Below are 17,653 nucleotides of genomic sequence, written 5' to 3' on the forward strand. Positions count from 1 at the left end.
TTCCGGAATTCAGCAAGGACATGCTGACGCTCGATGCCCGCGCGGAGGTCGATCGCATCGTTGACACCTTGCGCACTCAGGTTCTCGGCACCCTGCATCGTCGCGGCGTGGTTGTCGGTCTTTCCGGCGGTATCGACAGCTCCGTCGTCGCGACCTTGTGCATGCGCGCGTTCGGGAAAGACAAGGTCCTGGGACTGTTCATGCCGGAGCGGGATTCTTCCGGCGACTCCCTGAGACTTGGCCGCCGCGTCGCGGCACAGCTTGGCATTGAAAGCGTCCTTGAGGACATAGCACCGGCACTGGAGGCCATTGGGGCCTACCGCCGGCAGATCGATGCGATCCAGACCGTCGTTCCCGACTATGGGGAAGGGTGGAAATGCAAGCTGGTGATCGCGTCGGTTCTGGAGAGCAGCGGGCTCAATATAACCCGCCTCACGGTCCAGGATCCGCAGGGTAAAGTAGATACCGTGCGTCTGCCGCCAGCTGCCTATCTGCAGATCGTTGCTGCGACAAACTACAAGCAGCGCCTGCGCAAGATGACGGAATACTATCACGCCGACCGCCTCAAATACGCGGTTGTCGGCACTCCAAATCGCCTCGAGTACGACCAGGGCTTTTTCGTCAAGCAGGGCGACGGAGCCGCCGACGTGATGCCGATCGTTCACCTTTACAAAACCCAGGTTTATCAACTCGCGGAATATCTCGAGGTGGATGATGAAATCCGGCAGCGGCCACCGACCACCGACACCTTTTCCATGACCCAAAGCCAGGAAGAATTCTATTTCGCGCTGCCCTATCACCTGATGGATCTATGCCTCTACGGCCTGAACCACGGGGTCGCCAGCAATGAGCTCGCGGCGGTTGCTGGCCTCACCGAGCCCCAGCTTCAGAAAGTGTTCAAGGACATCGAAGCGAAACGAAGGGCGGCCCACTATCTTCACGCGCGGCCTTTGCTGTCCGCGGAAGGCGGAGATTGACCGAGCATGTGCGGCATCGGTGGAATCGTGGCGCTGAATGCCACAGCGGCTTCTCCTTCGCGGCAGGCGCTGATGCAGATGATGGGCGCGCTGGCGCATCGCGGGCCCGACGGGCGCGGTCTCTACCGGGACAGACGCGCGGGGCTGGCGCATGTGCGCCTGTCCATCATCGATCTTTCCGGTGGCCAGCAGCCGATGGCGGATACAGGCGATACGACGTGGATCGTGTTCAACGGCGAGATATTCAACTACGTCGAATTGCGTGAAAAACTCACGGCGCTCGGCCACCGCTTCCGAACCCGCAGCGACACGGAGGTCGCGCTGCACGCCTATCGTGAGTGGGGAGAAACGGCCTTCGAGCGGATGAACGGCCAATGGGCAATTGCAATCTGGGATTCAGTGGCCAATCGTCTCGTATTGTCGCGCGACCGCTTCGGCATTTGCCCGCTGTATTTCAGCGAGCATGCGCACCGGCTTTATTTCGCCAGCGAAGTGAAAGCCATTTTCGCGGCCGATCGAACCATCCCTCGCGCCTTTGATCCCGCCGGCATCGATCAGACGTTCACGCTCTGGACGGTCGTTCCGCCGCAAGGAGTTTTCCACGGAATCAACGAACTCGAGCCGGGTCGTGTCCGCATCTATCAGGATGGCACCTTTCGTGAGCGGATTTTTTGGCAGCCTTCCTATCCCGACAATTTCGGATCGCGGCAGGGCGAGTTCCCCGGGTCCTCCAACGACGCGGTGGACGGCGTGTCTAGCGCTCTTGAGGCCGCGACGGCGCTCAGAATGGTGCGGGCCGACGTGCCTGTCGGGTGCTACCTCTCCGGAGGGCTGGACAGTTCGCTTGTGGCCGCGCTCGCGAGGCGCTTCGCGGGCGATCGCTTCCAAACCTTCTCCTTGCGTTTTGCCGACGCCGAATATGACGAGACCCGCTTCCAGCGAATGGTTGCCGAGACGATCGGCAGTGAGCACCATGAAGTGGTCGTTTCGCGCAGAGATATCGCCGGAATCTTTCCGGAGGTAATCCAACACACCGAACGCCCGATACTGAGGACTGCCCCGGCGCCGCTCTTCCTGCTCTCGCGCCTGGTGCGCGAGCGTGGCATCAAGGTCGTGCTGACCGGCGAAGGCGCTGACGAAATGTTCGCCGGCTACGACCTGTTCCGCGAAGGCAAGGTCCGCCGCTTCTGGGGGCGCCACCCGACATCGACACGCCGCTCTCGGCTCCTGGAACGCCTTTACCCCTATCTCACCCGCTCGCCGGTGCAACAGCAGGCGATGGCGCGTCAGTTCTTCGGGCGAAATATTCAGGCTTACGACGCGCCGGGCTTTGCTCATGAAACGCGCTGGCAAACCACCAGGGCCATCAAGCGCTTGTTTACGACCGACATGCGCGCTCAAACGCAGGGCCGCGACGCCGTGTCCGAGTTGCTCGCCCGTCTGCCCGCGCAGTTTGCCCGTTGGGGCCCTCTTGCGCAGGACCAGTATCTCGAGGTCCAAACACTGATGTCGGGCTATCTGCTCTCCTCGCAAGGCGACAGGATGCTGATGGCTCACTCCGTCGAGGGCCGCTTCCCGTTCCTGGACGATGAACTTGTGAGGCTCGCGAATTCGCTGCCGCCCTCCTTCAAACTCCGCGGCCTCGATGAGAAGCACGTGCTGAAGCGCATGGCGGCACCCATCCTGCCCTCCGAGATCGTAGCCCGCAAGAAGCAGCCCTTCCGCGCGCCCAACGCGCTTTGCTTCGTCGGCGCAGACGCTCCGGATTACGCTCGCGAGGCGGTTTCGCAGGCGGCCCTGCGCGAGGCGAATGTCTTCGATCCAAAGGCGGTCACGCACCTGCTTGCCAAATGCCAGGCCAGAACTGGCGATGGCGACCTGTCCAATGCCGACAACATGGCGCTGGTCGGCGTGTTGTCGACCCAACTTCTTCATCAGCAGTTCGTCGCGGGTTGTCCCAGTGCAACGCTCGAATGCACGCTCAGCGTCGACGTCGACTGCGAACATCGGGAAGAGCGCCTGTATGTTGCATGATGCCGTACCACTGCTGCATGACTACCTCGCCCATTCCGCCGTCCGACACGGAAGTAAGGTGGCGCTGGTGTGCAACAAGCAGCGTGTCACTTACCTCGAACTCGAAACGCGAGCCAACGCGATCGCCCGGGACCTGGCCGCATGCGGAGTCGTTCGCGGTGATCGCGTGATGATCTTCGCCGACAACACCGTCGAGACGGTGGTTAGCTTCTGGGCGGTGCTAAAGGCGAATGCGGTGGTGTGCATCGTCAACCCGCTCACCAAGAGCGACAAGCTCCATTATCTGCTCAACGACTGCCGGCCGACGGCGCTCATCACGGACGGCCATCTGCACGCGATCTTCCGCGAACCGGCGCGCGGCTGCCCGTCACTTCTGCGGGTGATCGTATCGGGACCGATCGACGATGTCGAACTCGCCCAGCTGCCGTTTGCCGTGCGCTGGGACGCCGCCCTCGCCAATGGCGCGGATACGCCGCCGGCACGGCAGTGCATCGATGTTGATCTGGCAGCCATCATCTACACGTCCGGGTCGACGGGCGAACCCAAGGGCGTGATGCTGACGCACAGAAACATGATGACCGCGTGCGCGTCTATCGCTTCCTACCTGGCGATTGCCGAGGACGAGGTGATCCTCAATGTCCTACCCCTCGCCTTCGACTATGGACTGTACCAGATGATCATGGCTTTTCGTACCGGCGCCCGGCTGGTGCTCGAACGCTCGTTCGCTTTCCCGGCACAGATCCTCGGGTTGATCAGGCAGGAGGGGGTTACGGGCTTTCCCGGCGTGCCCACAATCTTTGCCGCACTCTCCGAACTCAGGTCCCTCAAAGACCAGGATTTCTCGAGCATCCGCTACGTCACAAACACTGCGGCAGCCCTACCCCTCAAGCATATTTTCATGCTTCGCGAGCTGTTTTCGGGTGCACGCATCTATTCGATGTACGGTCTCACCGAATGCAAACGTTGCACCTATTTGCCGCCAGAGGACCTCGAGCGAAAGCCATTGAGCGTAGGGATCGCAATCCCGAATACGGAGATGTGGATCGTTGACGAGCATGACAGGCGGATAGGCCCCGGCGTTGTCGGCCAACTCGTCATTCGCGGCGCAACGGTGATGAACGGGTATTGGGGCAAGCCCGAGGCAACGGCCAGGAGACTCAAACCCGGCCCGCTGCCAGGCGAGCAAGTCCTATACACCGGCGACTACTGCCGGATGGATACGGAGGGTTACCTCTACTTCGTTGGCCGTGGGGATGAGATCATAAAGTCGCGAGGCGAGAAGGTGGCGCCAAGGGAAGTGGAAAACGTACTCATGGACATTCCAGGAGTCCGGGAAGCGGCCGTCATCGGTGTTCCCGACGAGCTCCTCGGGCAAGCGGTGAAAGCCTTTGTGGTGATGGAGCATGGAAGAGCCATTGGCGAAAGGGAACTGCAGAAGGAGTGCCAGAAGCGTCTGGAAAACTTCATGGTTCCGAAATCCATCGTCGTTGTGGCGAACCTGCCGATGACGGACACGGGAAAACTCAAGAAAACGGCGCTGTCATGATGCGGGGCCAGAACCAAGTCGCGTTAATGCTGTCGTTAGGGAGGACGAATTCATGTTGACCATCAAGGAACGCACCGGAATCTACAGCGAGCAGATTCGTAGTTTCTTGGTTTCAAATTTCTACGTCAGCGACGTCAAGGCATTGCTGGATGACGCATCCTTGCTCGATCAAGGCATTGTCGACTCGACGGGTGTGCTTGAGATTATCGGCTTCATCGAGGAGACCTTTGGCATTACCGTCGAGGATAGCGAACTTCTGCCTGAAAACCTCGATTCCATCCAGGGGATCGAGCAATACATCATCCGCAAAATGAACTGATGGGTAAGCGTTACGCCCAGAGCAGCCCGTATTTGGTCTGACTGTCGCAGGATTCATGCCTGCGACTTGACTTGCCCCAGAACCACCCGGCCCTCGCCCGCTTCGTTCGAGACCGAACGGATGTTCTCGAATGCCTTGCTGCGTTCCAGCAGACCCGCTACCTGTCGGTCTTGGCCAAGCCCGACCTCGAAGAGCAGGATGCCGCCACGCCGCAGGTATCGCGGTGCGTCTTTCAGTACGCGCATATGAATGCTCAGGCCGTAAGGGCCGGCTGCGAACGCCTCGCGCGGCTCAAGCTCGATCAGATGGGCGCGGTCGCCCTCGAGCCGCTTTTCAGAAATGTAAGGCGGATTGCAGACGATTACGTCGATAGTTCCGTCTAGCCCAAGGCCGATGAGAGAGTCGAACAAGTCGCCCTGAAGCACCGAAAGACGCTCAGCCATGCCGTGATGTGAGGTGTTGCGGCGTGCCGTTTCGACGCATTCATCGGTGAGATCGCTTGCCCAGACAAGGGCGCTGGGCACATGGTAGGCGATCGCGCACGCCAGATTCCCAGTGCCGCAGCACATATCAACTATGCGCGGAGCCGGCAGGTTCATCTGATGCAACACACCAAGCGCGGTCTTGCCGAGCAACTCGGTCTCAGGTCTGGGGACGAGCGCACCGGGCGAAACCAGCAGTTCAAGTCCCATGAACATGGCGCGGCCGGCGCCATAGGCATCAGCTACACTGAACTCTTTGCTCATGGCCGACCCCATCGCTTGATCTCCCCAGTATAGATCTGCGGCGCTCATGCGCCAGCCAAACCTGCTCCGAAATCATGAATTCTCAAGCCTTTCCTTCGAAAAACTGCAGGCACAAACTCGGTGCATCGCACTTCTGACGCTCATTGACCGATTGCAATCTCAGGTCGCCCAAGATGGAGAGAGAGGTGCTGCTCATGCTTTGAAGAGCCAATGGCGCGGTACGGCGGCTTTTAGATTTTGTGGATCGTGGAGAGGGGTAAACGCCTATCCAACTCTGATGGAGCGGAGGCGCGGACCGCAGTTCCATTGACGCGCTAATCTTCGGCTCCGGTAATTCAGCAAGTGGTCGGTGGAAGCGCCTCCGCTCCAGCATCAGCCTCACCTTGCTGCATGGAGAGGTTACCTATAGGTTTGCGGACATGTCGAAACAACTGTCCGAAGGTCTCGGATCGACATCTCATTTCCGGTCAATCGCAGAGAGGGGCCGTGAGCGAAAGCGTGAGTGTTCTGATTGTTGAGGATCAATGGCTAGTCGCGCAGGACACTGCCGCGCGGCTGCGTCGCGCCGGTTATCAGGTGGTCGGACCTGTGCCGTCGGTATCCGCCGCTCTGCGTCTTGTCGAATCGGACAAGATTGACGTGGCGTTGCTAGACATCCAGCTGAACGGTGAAACGGGTCTACCGGTGGCGAGGATATTGCAGGCGCGAGGCATCCCCTTTGCCTTCTTGTCGGGATTTGGCCCCGCCGACGTTCCCGCGGCTTTCCGCGACTGCAGATTCCTGCCGAAGCCGGCAACCGATGCTGTCATCCTTGCTGCTGTCAGCGAGTTGGCGTCCCTGCGCACAGCTTCGCGCTGACATTCGCTCCGCCGCATTATTACCGGAGTTGCGCCCTGGCGACCTGGTAGGCCGGACGAGGTCAGTCTCACAAAGGGCAACATTGGCGCTTTGGCCATGAGGACGGCGGACTACGACCGGCGAGGACGGAAATTCAGCGTTCAAAAAGCATCCGCCGGGGTTCCACTTCTCGGCCTGTTGGCGGCGATTTGGACTTAGGTCCGATCCCGGTCGCCAGAGGTCGGATTGCGGAACATCTGCCAAGGACCCACGTTCGGGGTTTGAGCACGGAGGTGCCGGCCGATCTCGAAGCGCAAGTTTCACGGGCAACTGTTGGGGAGTGTCGTAGTGCCGATTTCAAACGATATGGGGGACGAGTACCTGGAACTGGAATGTCCAAACTGTTCTCATGTCATCATAAAAAAGGGATCGTGGTTGAAGGTGATATCCAACTTCAACTGCACCCAATGCCATGCAAAAATCAGAATTGGTTATATGACCAAGCTCGCGCTTTTCGAGAAAAAAAGGCAAAGCATGAACCCGGCTGCGCAGTGAGCGTCCTGGCGGCCCGACAGTCGTTTGGGGTGGTGCGTTGAACCGTCGGGCCTGACCGGCCCGATGGCGGGGGAGCCAGGCCGGCTGGGTGAATCGTATACATTAGATCATGCTTATCAAGCCCAAATACGCGGCGCGACATCGCCTGGTGGGCAACGGTGACCCGCGCCCGTATACGCGCTAGCAGGAACGCCGGCGGTCAACATGCCACTCATTCGTAAAGAGTGCGAACAGCTTCATCAAATAGCTCCACCTCGGCTTCAACCTTTTCAGCCGCTTTATCGACCTTCTCGAAACGCTTCAGCATTCGGTTGTGGAGCATGGACAAGCGTGCGGCATGGTAGACCACACTGCGCTTGTAACCTTCAGAGTCGAGTGGTTCGAACAACATTGTCATGGCAGCAATCCTCAATGTTTTCCGTCCTGCAATCCTTCCCTAGTAAATCGCCAGTTAACTCTTTCGTTCCGCTGGTGATGCGAAGGCGCCCGAATGAATAACTCGTTGCGCTGTCTCCAGACTGCACGAGCGTGCTTCGTCTGTCTGAGGTTGGGCCCCAAGGCTTGCGCTTGCCTCGCCTGTTCGGCTCATGCTGCGTCAGTCACGACATCGACGGCCAGCTTCAATTCAATCGCTTTGGGCGTGAGTTGAATACCGGCGCTGCCAAGAATTGCCGAATGATCATCCTGCTGTGGTGGGACCGCCGAACCCGTCAGGAGCGACGAACCGAGCCGGCTTGGATAGTCGCCCCGCCGCAAGGACGCGAGCGGATCGAAGATCACGTCGGCAGGTGCTCTGCCCTCTCTGGGAAGCCGGCGCCGCGCGCACTTACTGAAAAAAACCAAACAGAATAAGAGCGAGAAAGGCAAACAGCAGCGCTGCAGCCGCTAGCAACACACCTTTGTTGGAGCCCCGCCGAGGTTGAGGGTCAGGCACGAGTTTTTTCCGGTTTGGGAGTTCATTCATTGGACATTAATTTGCGGCTGCAAATTAGGTTCCGCTCATGCTTGAATGCCTACAATGCCGCCCCACAGCGCCCTACAGGCGCACGACCTTCGCTAGCCCTAGGCGTATCCGCTGGCCTTCTGCAAAGGACAACGCGAACGATTCCTGATTGAATGACCTGGCAATTTCCTGATCTTTCTCAACCACGCGGACGAACATTCGCCGCAGGTTTCTGTCACTTCGACGCAAGGCACGGCCTTGCGGAATGGAACCACGTTATCCATCACAGCCGACCTACGAGCAATGGCAACATCGGTCTTATAAGGCCACCGAATTCGGGATTTCAATAAAAAAGTCGGTACGTGATCATGTAATTTACGGGATCAAGTAATTAGTGAGCAGCGGATCGCATTTGAAGTCCGCTAAGATCACCTATGTGCTCACCGAAGCATTGGGGCTCGGCCGACACGGTGATTTTGAACGCCTACGGCAATTCCTTCTCGGAGAGGTCGCTGACCGGCATGATGGCGCACTGAACCAAGATGGCGGGCATGGGGCCCGGCTGCACGCTGCATGGACTTCGGAAGACGCTGGGGAAGTACCTGGCCAAGGAGGGCGCGACCTCGAAACAATCGGCAGGCATTCTCGGCCACGACGACCTGGACCACGTAGAGCTTTACAGCAAGGACGGAGCAGGAGCGGCTCGCCGTGGATGGCATGGCGAAGCTTCTGAAGCGGTTTGTCTAACCGACTGTCTAACCAGGTTGTCTACCCTCGACGCAAAGCTTTGTGCACCAAGGCGACTGGTGGGCCCGGAGAAACCCACATTATCGCAATTTAGTTTCGCGATTTCCTGTAGTTAATATCTCGCCGTAGCGCTTGATACCAACAATAACACCAACATTCTAAACCGCTGTTTTACACCACGACCAAGCGAACTACCCGGCCGCGAGCAGTCAAATCGTGCACGCCGGCGATGCGGGTCGTCGACCTGAGCCTGAGCGACGAGCTTTCGTCATGGGTTTCTCTCACGAGAAAGCCCGAGTACCGGGATGCAAGCCTCAAGCGACTTGTGGCGAAAAGTGGCGCGCCCGAAGAGACGCAACGCCCCGTCGCCTTAACGGTTGATTTCGTTGGCTTATTTTTATCAAAGGTAGCACGTCTGTAGCATAGATCAGTGACAAAAACCGATTTTGACCGGATTGGGCCCGGATAGTGCAAATCGAGCTTTGCCGATGCTGATTTGGGGCCGAGAGCTGAACGTCCACTGTTAGCTGGCGGCAGATCGAAGCTGCCCTCCTGCGGGGATCCAATCACGGATGCGTTTGTCCCCACCGGCATCAATTGTAATGCAACCTTTGTTCTAGAACAGGAGAAAGCGGTTCTGTTTCGGATGGCATGCCAATGATGTTGCGGAAAGCATATTATTGGACCAGGTTTGGAGCAGCTATCGCAAAGGGTGCAGCCTTCCAATCGGCCCGGGAAGCCTCTGCTAACCCCTGAGTATGATCTGAGGAGGTTTCTGCAATGGACACAACGGTTGAGAGCGACTGTAACGCCATACGGGCTCTGATCTCGCGCCAGTTTGCAAGCATGAGTTGGAAGGCGGCGGGCGAGCCCGACTGGGAGAAATTCCGATCCGATTTTTTTCCGGATGCGCAAATGTTTCCTTCATCGCGGCCGGCCCGGCCCCAATCCATCCCCGCGTTCATCAAGCGAATGAGTTCTCTCGCAGGAAGCGACCTGTTGTCGCTTGATGAAAGGGTTCTCGGCAGCAAGATACAGGTGTTTGGCAATGTAGCAGTGGCAGTTATCGCCTGTGAGAATGTCGAAAACGAGATCAACTTGGAGCGAGTGGTTGAAATGATGCTTTTGGTGAAGGATCAGGGCAACTGGAAGATTGCGGCGCAGGCTTGGGACAAGGCAGGGGAGGACACGAGCCTGCCCACAGATATCTTGGATTAATGAGCCGATAGCCGCCAGCCGGGTGACGCGCCATTATTTTCCTGCTGCGTCCGGTAAACCCGCTCTGGTCATCAAGTAGTCGTGGAATTGGTGTGGACCCATCATTACAGGCTCCAGACGCTCGATCGAAAACCCCTGGGAACGGTAGAAATCGATCGCGGATTGGTTCTTTTCAGCGACAAAGAGCGCTTGCGGATACCCTACGCCGAAGTAGTTGCGAACTGTCTCGATCAGGAGTTTGCCCAATCCCAGCCCTCGGGTTTCAGGCAGCAGATACAGCTTCTTGATCCACAGGGTTCCGCCTTGGACATACGCGGAGGCATAACCTGCATCCTTCCCGTCTGTCGTAATAATCCAATAGCTTTGCCGTCGCTCGTGCATGTCCGCGTAGAGACTGGGCATGGAATAGATATCGGCTACGATGCCCGCCGCCAGGTCTGCGCCGATCAGGGGTGTATAGTGGGCCTGCCAGATGACCAGGGCAAGGTCCCGGACCCGATGGAGATCGGTCGGGGCAACCAGTAAAATGTCAATGACCATCTAGACGCCTCCCAAAAGCGACACAAAGCAGAAGTTACTGTTTGAAACAGAATTGGCAAATTCCGTATGGGCCTGCCCCCTAATTCGGAGAGGAACCTTAACCCGGAACCACGCCGATCGAAAGAATTCTCACTGTTGGGTAGCCGGGCCGACGCCCTCCTGAGCTCAGCTGTGTAGACGCGGCGGCTGACAGGCGAGCCGGTCCGCCTTTGGCTGGTTCATCCTTGACCGTTTCTTGCTACGATGCGAAGAAACCGCTCACCCTTAAGAATGGCCGATCTCTACAAACGGGAAAGAGAACGACGACGGCCCGATATCGCTCTCGGCCACGGATTTGGGGACACTCTGCCGGGTGTTTACGTCGGCCTGAAAAGCCGAAACGCCAACAGGAATTGGGCCGGCATCCTCTCCACCCTTCCGCCATGTCGTCGCGATAACGTTGACGAAGGCGCTTCAGCAGTTCGCGATGCCGCAATCTTCCGCCAGTTTACCGATTCACCACGCGCCCCCTACCGTTTCGGTCCGCAGCGAGATTAGCGCAGACCAACGGAGTGCCTTTGCGTCCGCCCCCCACCTACAGTCCGCCTACAGGGTTCCGGGCCGACAATACGGGCCACCCGATCTTCTGTGTTGTTCTGTCATCGCAATGAAGGACGACATCTTCGAGCACCCGTAGCACACCTGTCGCATGGAAAAAGCTGTAGGCGTTTATAGGTGCCCGGGGAATCCGCCGTTTGTTTGCGTTGTGGAGCGGGACAAAGCAAGTTACCTCACTCAGGCTGACTACCGTGAGGCGGGGCACAAGCCCGACTTCCACGCGTTGCCGTGGGAAGCTGAATACAGGGCTGCCAAACAAAGGAAGACCTGTTCTATCGCTGTATCTCGCCCTTAGCAGCGTGACATGGTCAGTTTGCCAGGTGGTCGTTGCGACGGACGATCGCATTGAGGACCGCTTCGTAGGCGCTGCCGCTATCTTCCTCGATCTCTGTGGTTTTGATGCCGAGCGCTTTAGCATCGGCGAAAAGCTCTTGGGTCAGCTCGGCAACGGAGATTATACCGGAACCGACGGTATTGGGGACCTTGTTCGAAATCCACTTCTGCAGAAAGTTTGCGCCGCGCGTGCTCATGAGCAGATAAGCGCGCTGCGTTTATTAGGTTCCGGTCATCTAAGCTCTTACGCGATCACACCATAACCACCTCATGACAAATCAGCGATGTGTGTGGCGCGGCGGGCCTGTTCCGCTTGTGGCCGGCGCCTACCCACCCGGGTTCCCCAACCATGGCGTCGGCCATTTTCGTTCTCCCAGCGATTGTAGGAATTGCTATCGCCTATGTGTTGGCCTTGGTTGGCGCGATCGGGTTAGATCGCCTCCTTCTTTGGTTTTAGCGGATTACCAGCATATGTCGGCAATGCAGGAGATCGGCAATTTCTTGTTCAAGCACATCCATCGGCCATCACCGTCGCGGCTCTGAGGTTACCCAGCCGCAGGAGGGTCCTAAAGCCGCACAACCTTGTCGAGATGCAGGCGTATCCGCTGGCCTTCCGCGAAGGACAGCGCGAACGATTCCAGGCCGAATGATCGTGTAATTTCCTGGTCAGTTTCAATGATGCGGACCACCCATTCGCCACTGGCTCCGACCACTTCTAGGCAAGGCGCGTCCTTGCACATTGGCACCACGTTGCCCGTCACGTCCACCCTACGAAAAGCAATGGTAAGTCGACTTAAGACCGTCATAGTCGGTAGATCAATAACAGTTGCTTGTTCGGACCGGACGAACCATCCTGGATGGGCAATACGACGGGGCTAATGCCACTTCAGTCAGGCGAACCCTCCGGGGAACCTACCGTGAGATAGCCTCTGCTTCAGGTCGTCGGCATTCAGGATGGCGGCCAGCTCTTCGGCATACTCCATGTCGGGAAGGTCGACAGATGCGTGGCCCGCTACAATAGCCGGGAGCCCGGTGAACACGTCGAACACCGTCCACGTCCGATCCGGTTCTCGCCTTATATCGTACCGCAGAGTTGTCATGAGGAGATCATATAGTCACCCCTTAGGGGTTGGGAATATTTGGTCCACGGAGGCTCGCGATGCGGAGCGCTGATTTTGCCGCTTTGAAGATTGCCGATCTCGTCGACCGAGATCAATCTGAGATCGAACTCTATGGATGGAAGCGGCGAACGCCGTAGCGCACTGCGCTTTGGAGGCTCATTTCGACGGTCGACCAGATGACTACCGCTTTTGGTGCGATTTCTTTCACCAACTGAGCAGACTGACGGAACTTTGCGCAGCATCGTGTTCGGTCGAGCATGACTAGAATAGCCGACCTTGGACCGCCTATCCCCGGCAAGCCACACCAACCGCAGGACGGGGACGATCGATCTCACGCATGCCCGATCTGCGGTCAGCAGGTCGAAACGCGATTTCCGCCAGGTGATGTGGCACGAGCAACCAGATCACGATCCGCTTGAACTGGATCAGTGAGGCAGGAAGAACTTGGCAGCCTTCAGGGCCACGTCACACTAGGAAGGAAAGCGCGGGCCGGACCCTTTGCCGCCGGTCGGCAGTGGTAAGGCATCCTCACCGAGCGCTGCGGTGGACCAACTTATCCATTTACGCGTTGTTCCTAAAGCAAATGAAAAGCCCGCCGACGAGGCCAGCGGGCTTGTGTTGCAGGGCACTCGTTGGGTCATAGGGGCTCAGGCGGCAAGACAATAACACTAGGTAACCCTCCCGCCGTCACCGCGCTGAGACGCCCACGTTTGGTCAGTACCGGCTTCCTGTATTCTTTCTTCACTGCAGTCCCTCTCTAGTGTGAATTCGGCAAAACGCCTTGGGCCTAAAGGTTCTCACTCATCGGTGCAGGTTGATAGCGTGCACACAGCCGTTACGGCCGAGAGCTTCTCGCGCTTCTTCAATTCAGGCTTCTGATAAGGCTTCTTCAGGCAGGATCCCCACGTTTGTCCCTCAACGCGAAAATGCAGTGAGGCCGCCACGATTGTCAACCAGAGGCGCCGAGGTCGCGATAACTCACGTTTAGGTGTTGCTCTTGCGCAATACCTAAAGCGGCAAACGAAAGAAGTCGCTCGGTTTTCAATAGCTAGGCGCTCTTGCCCATGGAACAAACAGACTCAGCGCGAGTTTGAATGCGACGATGAGCAAAGATTACCCAATAGAATCATCACTTTGTATCGAAATGGCACGGTCGCTCCGATCATGTCTGGCGGAAGAGCGAGCGCTCATGCATCATTTCCGGGAGGAACTCACCTCGGTACGGAGCGACAGCGTTTACTCCCGCCAGGAACGCATCAGATCCGCACAGCAAAAAGCCCCTGCCGTGGGGCTAGGGCTTGATGGGATGGCCCGCGCCTGCTTCCGAGGCTGCGCGGGCCGACCATGACGAGTGAGGGACGCATCTTGGTCACCGGCACGGACCGCTGAAGAACGAGCCGATTGTGGCCAAACAGCCTCAGAGCGGGAATGTTCCCGCCTGACGCAAAAACACCCGTGGCTCAGCCGGCGGGCTCTGTTGCAGGCACTGTGCACGGGCGCGGCGTCTGCCGTCAATGCAGTTTGCCGACTAGCCGAGCGTATTCGGCTTCAGCCCTGCCATATGACCCATCAGCCAGCGCAATTAGACGCGCGCGATCAAGAATGACTACCTCTCCTCGCATTGAGCGTATCAGACCTTGGCCCTCCAAGGTTTGCAGCGCTATGGTGACGCCGGGCCGCCTGACACCGAGCATAACTGACAAGAACTCGTGCGTAATCGCAAAGCTGTTCCCGTCGACGCGATCATCGCACATCACCAGCCATCTTGAGAGCCTGTCGACGATGTTCATCCGGGCATTGCTGAGCGCGGTGAAGCTTGCCTGGAGGTGAAAGTAGTGAACGTAGCGGAGCAGAAAACTTCGCAGGGTTGGGCTTGTCAAAAGCGCCTTGCTGAAGAGGCCCGCGTCTATACCAAAGGCTCGGGCTTCTAATTGCACGTAACAATCGTGCGTTGATCGGTCATCGCCCATGACGAGCGCTGAGCCGGTCATGCCCTCACAACCAATGATTCCGATCTCAGCTTCGATACCAGGCCGCAGCTCGCCCACCACTGACCCGAGACCGCTCTCGAAGAAGTACACGGTGCTGATTGGTGACCCCGCCACTTCGAGATGCGTCTTCAGCCCAAGGGAGACGCTTTCGAAATGAGGTTGCAGCAATGCCAAGTCTGCCGAGCACATTCGAAGCAGCAGCGAATTGCGATAGATCGAATTTTGGCCGGTGTCGCGTTGCGCGGCAGTGTGAGTTTGTGAACTGGAGGCTGTCATAGCTCCCTCTCCCTATTGGGGGCGGAAGCATGTTGATCGCTCACAGCCGACGGACGCCCTTGGAGTTGCCGTCGATGGCACACTCTATGCCTGCGGACCGCGGATGTCCCATTCTTAATTGCATTGATCGGCCCGAGCCAACCTTTGGCGCGCCCGCGCTAAGACGGCGTTCAGATGCTCCAGGAATTCGTCATCACTTTTCGTTGACAAACCGCATTGTCGAACGCGAGTGACAATGCGCTCCTGGAGTGAAACCGCTGTCTCATAGTGGTCCACGATCAGCTGATATGAAGCGTTCACTGGGTCGGATTCAAAGAGCTGAGCCATTGTGGCAATGTAGTTCCAAGATGATGAGAGTCGATGCGGCCGCTGCTTTGCGTAACAATCGTACAATGTGCTCAAGAATGTGCGGTTACCGGATCTAGACGGCCTATCCGGAGGTGGTGTGGAATTCTGCTGACTCAGCAGCACGGATAGAACTCGTGATCCGCCACGCAGCTCGCGCCAGATAGACGAATAGGGCGTAACTAGCGACGCGAGCGCCGCCGCTGCGATGCAGTGAGCCCAATGCGCCGATGCCCATCAACTTCCACCGGGTCACCTCGGCAGTGGCCGCCTCACCCCGGTCATGTCTTCTCTGAGGGATTTCACCGCGTCTTCAGCCTTGGCAAAACGCTGCACCAGCTTGTCGGTCTTGGCGTACATCTTCGATCGGCTGGCGGCTGGGCGCTGCTCGGATTGCTCGTAAGAGAGCGCGGCTCAAGCATCGCTGTCGTTTAATGTCGCGCCGGATCTCGGTTGCGTCTCGCTGAACGCCCTCCATGGACGCCCTTCATCGTTGGGCCACCAGGGTCTTTCTTGTTGTCTGAATAGCCGCCTTCGCGCGTGAGCACCTTGGCAGGCGCTTTCTTTTCGCGCGAAATTGCCACCGTTTTAAAGCGGGAGGGTCGGGATGCAGGTTTTCGATGAGATCGAGGCGCTGCTGGATGCGGGTGAAGCCTCGACGGCACTTAAGGAAGTGCGGGCGCTGGTGCATCAATTTGGGCGCGGGTCCAGTGTCTTGGCGGGCGCGATCGACGACCTCATTATCGACCTGTCGACGCTATCGTTCGTCGCCGATGCATACGGAGACCGTATCGCAGAGGCGGCGAGCATGCTGGCTCGAAAAAGACTATTGAAGATCAAGTTGCTCGCACCTCGTCAGAACGTGGAAGCGGTCAGCTAGAGATTGGTGGTCGCTACCAGAAACGTGTCGACCTGCTCGGTGCTCCGAGCGCATCGAAACCGCTCGCCATCATCGGTTCCGTACGGACGAAAGAGCCTCCTGACCTTGCAACCAGATGAAGGTTGGACTTGCGGCAGAAGACCAGCCGCAAGCAGTTGGAGCTTGAATTTCCGACACTCTCAGGAATCGTTGCCGGGATCGCACTCCATTGGTCGTCGGCCCAGATCTGGCGCACGTCGCTTAAGGTGCCGCTCGAATATGGCCAGCTTCTCTTCGTAGCCGATCCGCACTCTGGACCTGCAGCTACCGCAGTTGAAACCGGCAATCGTTTTCAGCCAGGATCCCCTTCTCACCATAGGGCACGAACAGGAGGGGCATTTGAATTCTATAGGTACGTCGCGCAGTTCATTTGATAGAGGCACTGTGCATGTTCTCCTCAGCGGCACGGCCACTGCAACAAAGTAGAAGGAGAAATGTTTCCGGCGTCGGCCATTTGCGCGAAATAATCGGACCTAAGTCTAAATGGTGAGCGGCCCTGAAAACTATGGCCTTGCGATCGGCCTTTGCGTCGGAATTGAATGGCAATAGCGAGGGTGATCGAAGGCGGCCCCGGCGTGAGGCTGGCAAGTGGGCCAACACGGCGGCGGTAAGGCGGAGCCTGTGGCGATCAAATAACCGGTTCGCCTAGAATCTCCTTCACCCAGCTGATAGTTCTCAGCCCGTATGCCATGCCGGCGCAGTCGGCAAACCAGTCGAAGACACTCATGTCACGCTCTGTGACGCATTGAAGGATTTCGATCGCTGCGCCCGTTAAAGCAAGTAAAACCGCCAGCCGGACCACCTGTTGGGGCCAGCCGAGGCTACCCAAAGCCGACAAGGTGGCGAACGCGGCGGCGTGGTTGAGCTTGTCGTGATGAGACGTAAAGGCCAATCCGAGGGCGTGCAGCAAGTGGTCTGGCAATAGCGCGAGCAGCAGGACGACCGCCAACGTGGAGAGAAAGGCAGCCCTTGCCATGCTCTGAAAAAAGCTGCACTGCGGCAATCTATTCGTAGCACTCCCGGTTCCTAGTTCTCGCTTCCCATACTGGTGCACGAGGCAGGGCTCCAACCTGGATCTGAGCTACGAGCGCGAACATGCCTAACAGGCCTACTAATGTCACCAGTAAGTCCCACAAAACAGCCTATGTCACTCTGGATGGTTCCATAGGGCGCTGCGAATGTCGCCCTCCATTGTGATGAGGCCGAGGGTTTCCTGCCGAAAGGCGCGGCGGAATAGACGGGCCGTTGGTACGGCTTGCGCCCAGGTGCGATGCGTATCATGCCGGGCACGGCTGGGCGGGAGCGGACTCCGTCCAGCCTTGGCCCACCCTGATGTTGGGCAGCCCGGCCGACGCCCTTCTGAATTCAATTTCGTCGGCGTCGCGGCTAACAGACGAAACCGTTGCTAGCCTGGTTCATCCCTGCCTTGGTGATCTCGCCTTTACAAATTCCAATCCTGGACGCTAACGCAGCAGCGGCCACTCGCTGCTGTCCAATCAACAAGCTCCAAACATCAGGTTGCGCTTATATACAAAAAAGCCGGCCACCTTTCGGCAGCCGGCCAGTGCAAACAAGGAAGGGAACGTTGCACTGATGGGGCAGTGCACCG

Annotated in this window: 19 protein-coding genes; 9 read left to right on the forward strand and 10 right to left on the reverse strand. The window is 58.0% G+C overall.

The window, feature by feature from the left end; all coding sequences use genetic code 11:
• Window positions 1-20 precede the first annotated feature (20 nt).
• Genes nadE through NLY36_RS06930 form a run of 4 tightly spaced genes read left to right on the forward strand, consistent with a single transcriptional unit; the run spans window position 21 to window position 4,876 of the window.
• A complete protein-coding gene (gene nadE / locus NLY36_RS06915) occupies window positions 21-977 on the forward strand; it encodes an NAD(+) synthase (RefSeq protein ID WP_023670886.1) in 957 nt (318 codons plus the stop codon).
• A 6-nt stretch (window positions 978-983) separates the two neighbouring features.
• Complete coding sequence (gene asnB, locus NLY36_RS06920) at window positions 984-3,011, forward strand: asparagine synthase (glutamine-hydrolyzing) (protein WP_023711216.1); 2,028 nt, start codon at window positions 984-986, stop codon at window positions 3,009-3,011.
• Complete coding sequence (locus tag NLY36_RS06925; protein ID WP_023737051.1) at window positions 3,001-4,557, forward strand: class I adenylate-forming enzyme family protein; 1,557 nt, start codon at window positions 3,001-3,003, stop codon at window positions 4,555-4,557. Before asnB ends, NLY36_RS06925 begins: the two co-directional genes overlap by 11 nt.
• 52 nt (window positions 4,558-4,609) lie before the next feature.
• Window positions 4,610-4,876, forward strand: coding sequence for an acyl carrier protein (locus tag NLY36_RS06930; RefSeq protein WP_023670883.1), 267 nt, complete (start codon window positions 4,610-4,612; stop codon window positions 4,874-4,876).
• Window positions 4,877-4,929: 53 nt separating this feature from the next.
• Here NLY36_RS06930 and NLY36_RS06935 read toward each other — a convergent pair whose 3' ends face one another.
• On the reverse strand, window positions 4,930-5,622 hold the full coding sequence (locus NLY36_RS06935) for a N5-glutamine methyltransferase family protein (RefSeq protein ID WP_023697126.1): 693 nt from the start codon (window positions 5,620-5,622) through the stop codon (window positions 4,930-4,932).
• A gap of 486 nt (window positions 5,623-6,108) precedes the next feature.
• Between NLY36_RS06935 and NLY36_RS06940 the strand changes: the two genes are divergently transcribed.
• Window positions 6,109-6,480: a response regulator gene (locus NLY36_RS06940; protein ID WP_023670881.1), complete on the forward strand. Its 372-nt coding sequence runs from the start codon at window positions 6,109-6,111 to the stop codon at window positions 6,478-6,480.
• A 371-nt stretch (window positions 6,481-6,851) separates the two neighbouring features.
• Window positions 6,852-7,055 carry a hypothetical protein gene (locus tag NLY36_RS06945; RefSeq protein WP_155921622.1) on the forward strand — a complete coding sequence of 68 codons (204 nt, stop codon included), beginning with the start codon at window positions 6,852-6,854 and terminating at the stop codon, window positions 7,053-7,055.
• A gap of 170 nt (window positions 7,056-7,225) precedes the next feature.
• Here NLY36_RS06945 and NLY36_RS06950 read toward each other — a convergent pair whose 3' ends face one another.
• Window positions 7,226-7,411 (reverse strand): hypothetical protein, encoded by a 186-nt coding sequence (locus NLY36_RS06950; protein WP_023697125.1) that lies wholly within the window; start codon window positions 7,409-7,411, stop codon window positions 7,226-7,228.
• A gap of 188 nt (window positions 7,412-7,599) precedes the next feature.
• Complete coding sequence (locus NLY36_RS06955) at window positions 7,600-7,794, reverse strand: hypothetical protein (RefSeq protein WP_023697124.1); 195 nt, start codon at window positions 7,792-7,794, stop codon at window positions 7,600-7,602.
• Window positions 7,795-9,484: 1,690 nt separating this feature from the next.
• Between NLY36_RS06955 and NLY36_RS06960 the strand changes: the two genes are divergently transcribed.
• Window positions 9,485-9,922 (forward strand): nuclear transport factor 2 family protein, encoded by a 438-nt coding sequence (locus NLY36_RS06960; protein ID WP_023737053.1) that lies wholly within the window; start codon window positions 9,485-9,487, stop codon window positions 9,920-9,922.
• 33 nt (window positions 9,923-9,955) lie between these two features.
• Here NLY36_RS06960 and NLY36_RS06965 read toward each other — a convergent pair whose 3' ends face one another.
• The 4 genes from NLY36_RS06965 to NLY36_RS06980 form a co-directional block, all read right to left on the reverse strand.
• A complete protein-coding gene (locus NLY36_RS06965) occupies window positions 9,956-10,462 on the reverse strand; it encodes a GNAT family N-acetyltransferase (RefSeq protein ID WP_023737054.1) in 507 nt (168 codons plus the stop codon).
• A 905-nt stretch (window positions 10,463-11,367) separates the two neighbouring features.
• A complete protein-coding gene (locus NLY36_RS06970) occupies window positions 11,368-11,589 on the reverse strand; it encodes a DUF768 domain-containing protein (RefSeq protein ID WP_023737055.1) in 222 nt (73 codons plus the stop codon).
• Window positions 11,590-11,958: 369 nt separating this feature from the next.
• Window positions 11,959-12,153: a hypothetical protein gene (locus tag NLY36_RS06975; RefSeq protein WP_156933297.1), complete on the reverse strand. Its 195-nt coding sequence runs from the start codon at window positions 12,151-12,153 to the stop codon at window positions 11,959-11,961.
• A gap of 129 nt (window positions 12,154-12,282) precedes the next feature.
• Window positions 12,283-12,492, reverse strand: coding sequence for a hypothetical protein (locus NLY36_RS06980; protein ID WP_023824714.1), 210 nt, complete (start codon window positions 12,490-12,492; stop codon window positions 12,283-12,285).
• 136 nt (window positions 12,493-12,628) lie between these two features.
• Between NLY36_RS06980 and NLY36_RS31720 the strand changes: the two genes are divergently transcribed.
• Window positions 12,629-12,778, forward strand: coding sequence for a Y4oE-related protein (locus tag NLY36_RS31720; protein ID WP_488376723.1), 150 nt, complete (start codon window positions 12,629-12,631; stop codon window positions 12,776-12,778).
• A 1,246-nt stretch (window positions 12,779-14,024) separates the two neighbouring features.
• Here the strand turns inward: NLY36_RS31720 and NLY36_RS06985 are convergent.
• Both NLY36_RS06985 and NLY36_RS31515 read right to left on the reverse strand, forming a co-directional pair.
• Window positions 14,025-14,780, reverse strand: a complete 756-nt coding sequence (locus tag NLY36_RS06985; protein ID WP_023737297.1) for a Crp/Fnr family transcriptional regulator — start codon at window positions 14,778-14,780, stop codon at window positions 14,025-14,027.
• A gap of 776 nt (window positions 14,781-15,556) precedes the next feature.
• Entirely contained in the window at window positions 15,557-15,790 is a 234-nt protein-coding gene (locus tag NLY36_RS31515) for a glycosyl hydrolase 108 family protein (protein ID WP_348524924.1), read from the reverse strand.
• Here NLY36_RS31515 and NLY36_RS06995 point away from each other — a divergent pair.
• A complete protein-coding gene (locus NLY36_RS06995; protein ID WP_023737300.1) occupies window positions 15,733-16,005 on the forward strand; it encodes a hypothetical protein in 273 nt (90 codons plus the stop codon). The two genes, NLY36_RS31515 and NLY36_RS06995, sit on opposite strands and share 58 nt — an antisense overlap.
• A 667-nt stretch (window positions 16,006-16,672) precedes the next feature.
• Here the strand turns inward: NLY36_RS06995 and NLY36_RS07000 are convergent.
• The gene (locus NLY36_RS07000; RefSeq protein WP_023824713.1) at window positions 16,673-17,020 is read right to left on the reverse strand and encodes a VanZ family protein; all 348 of its coding nucleotides are present in this window, start codon (window positions 17,018-17,020) and stop codon (window positions 16,673-16,675) included.
• Window positions 17,021-17,653 lie beyond the last annotated feature (633 nt).

This window comes from Mesorhizobium sp. C399B (genome assembly GCF_030323185.1).
Taxonomy (GTDB): Bacteria; Pseudomonadota; Alphaproteobacteria; order Rhizobiales; family Rhizobiaceae; genus Mesorhizobium.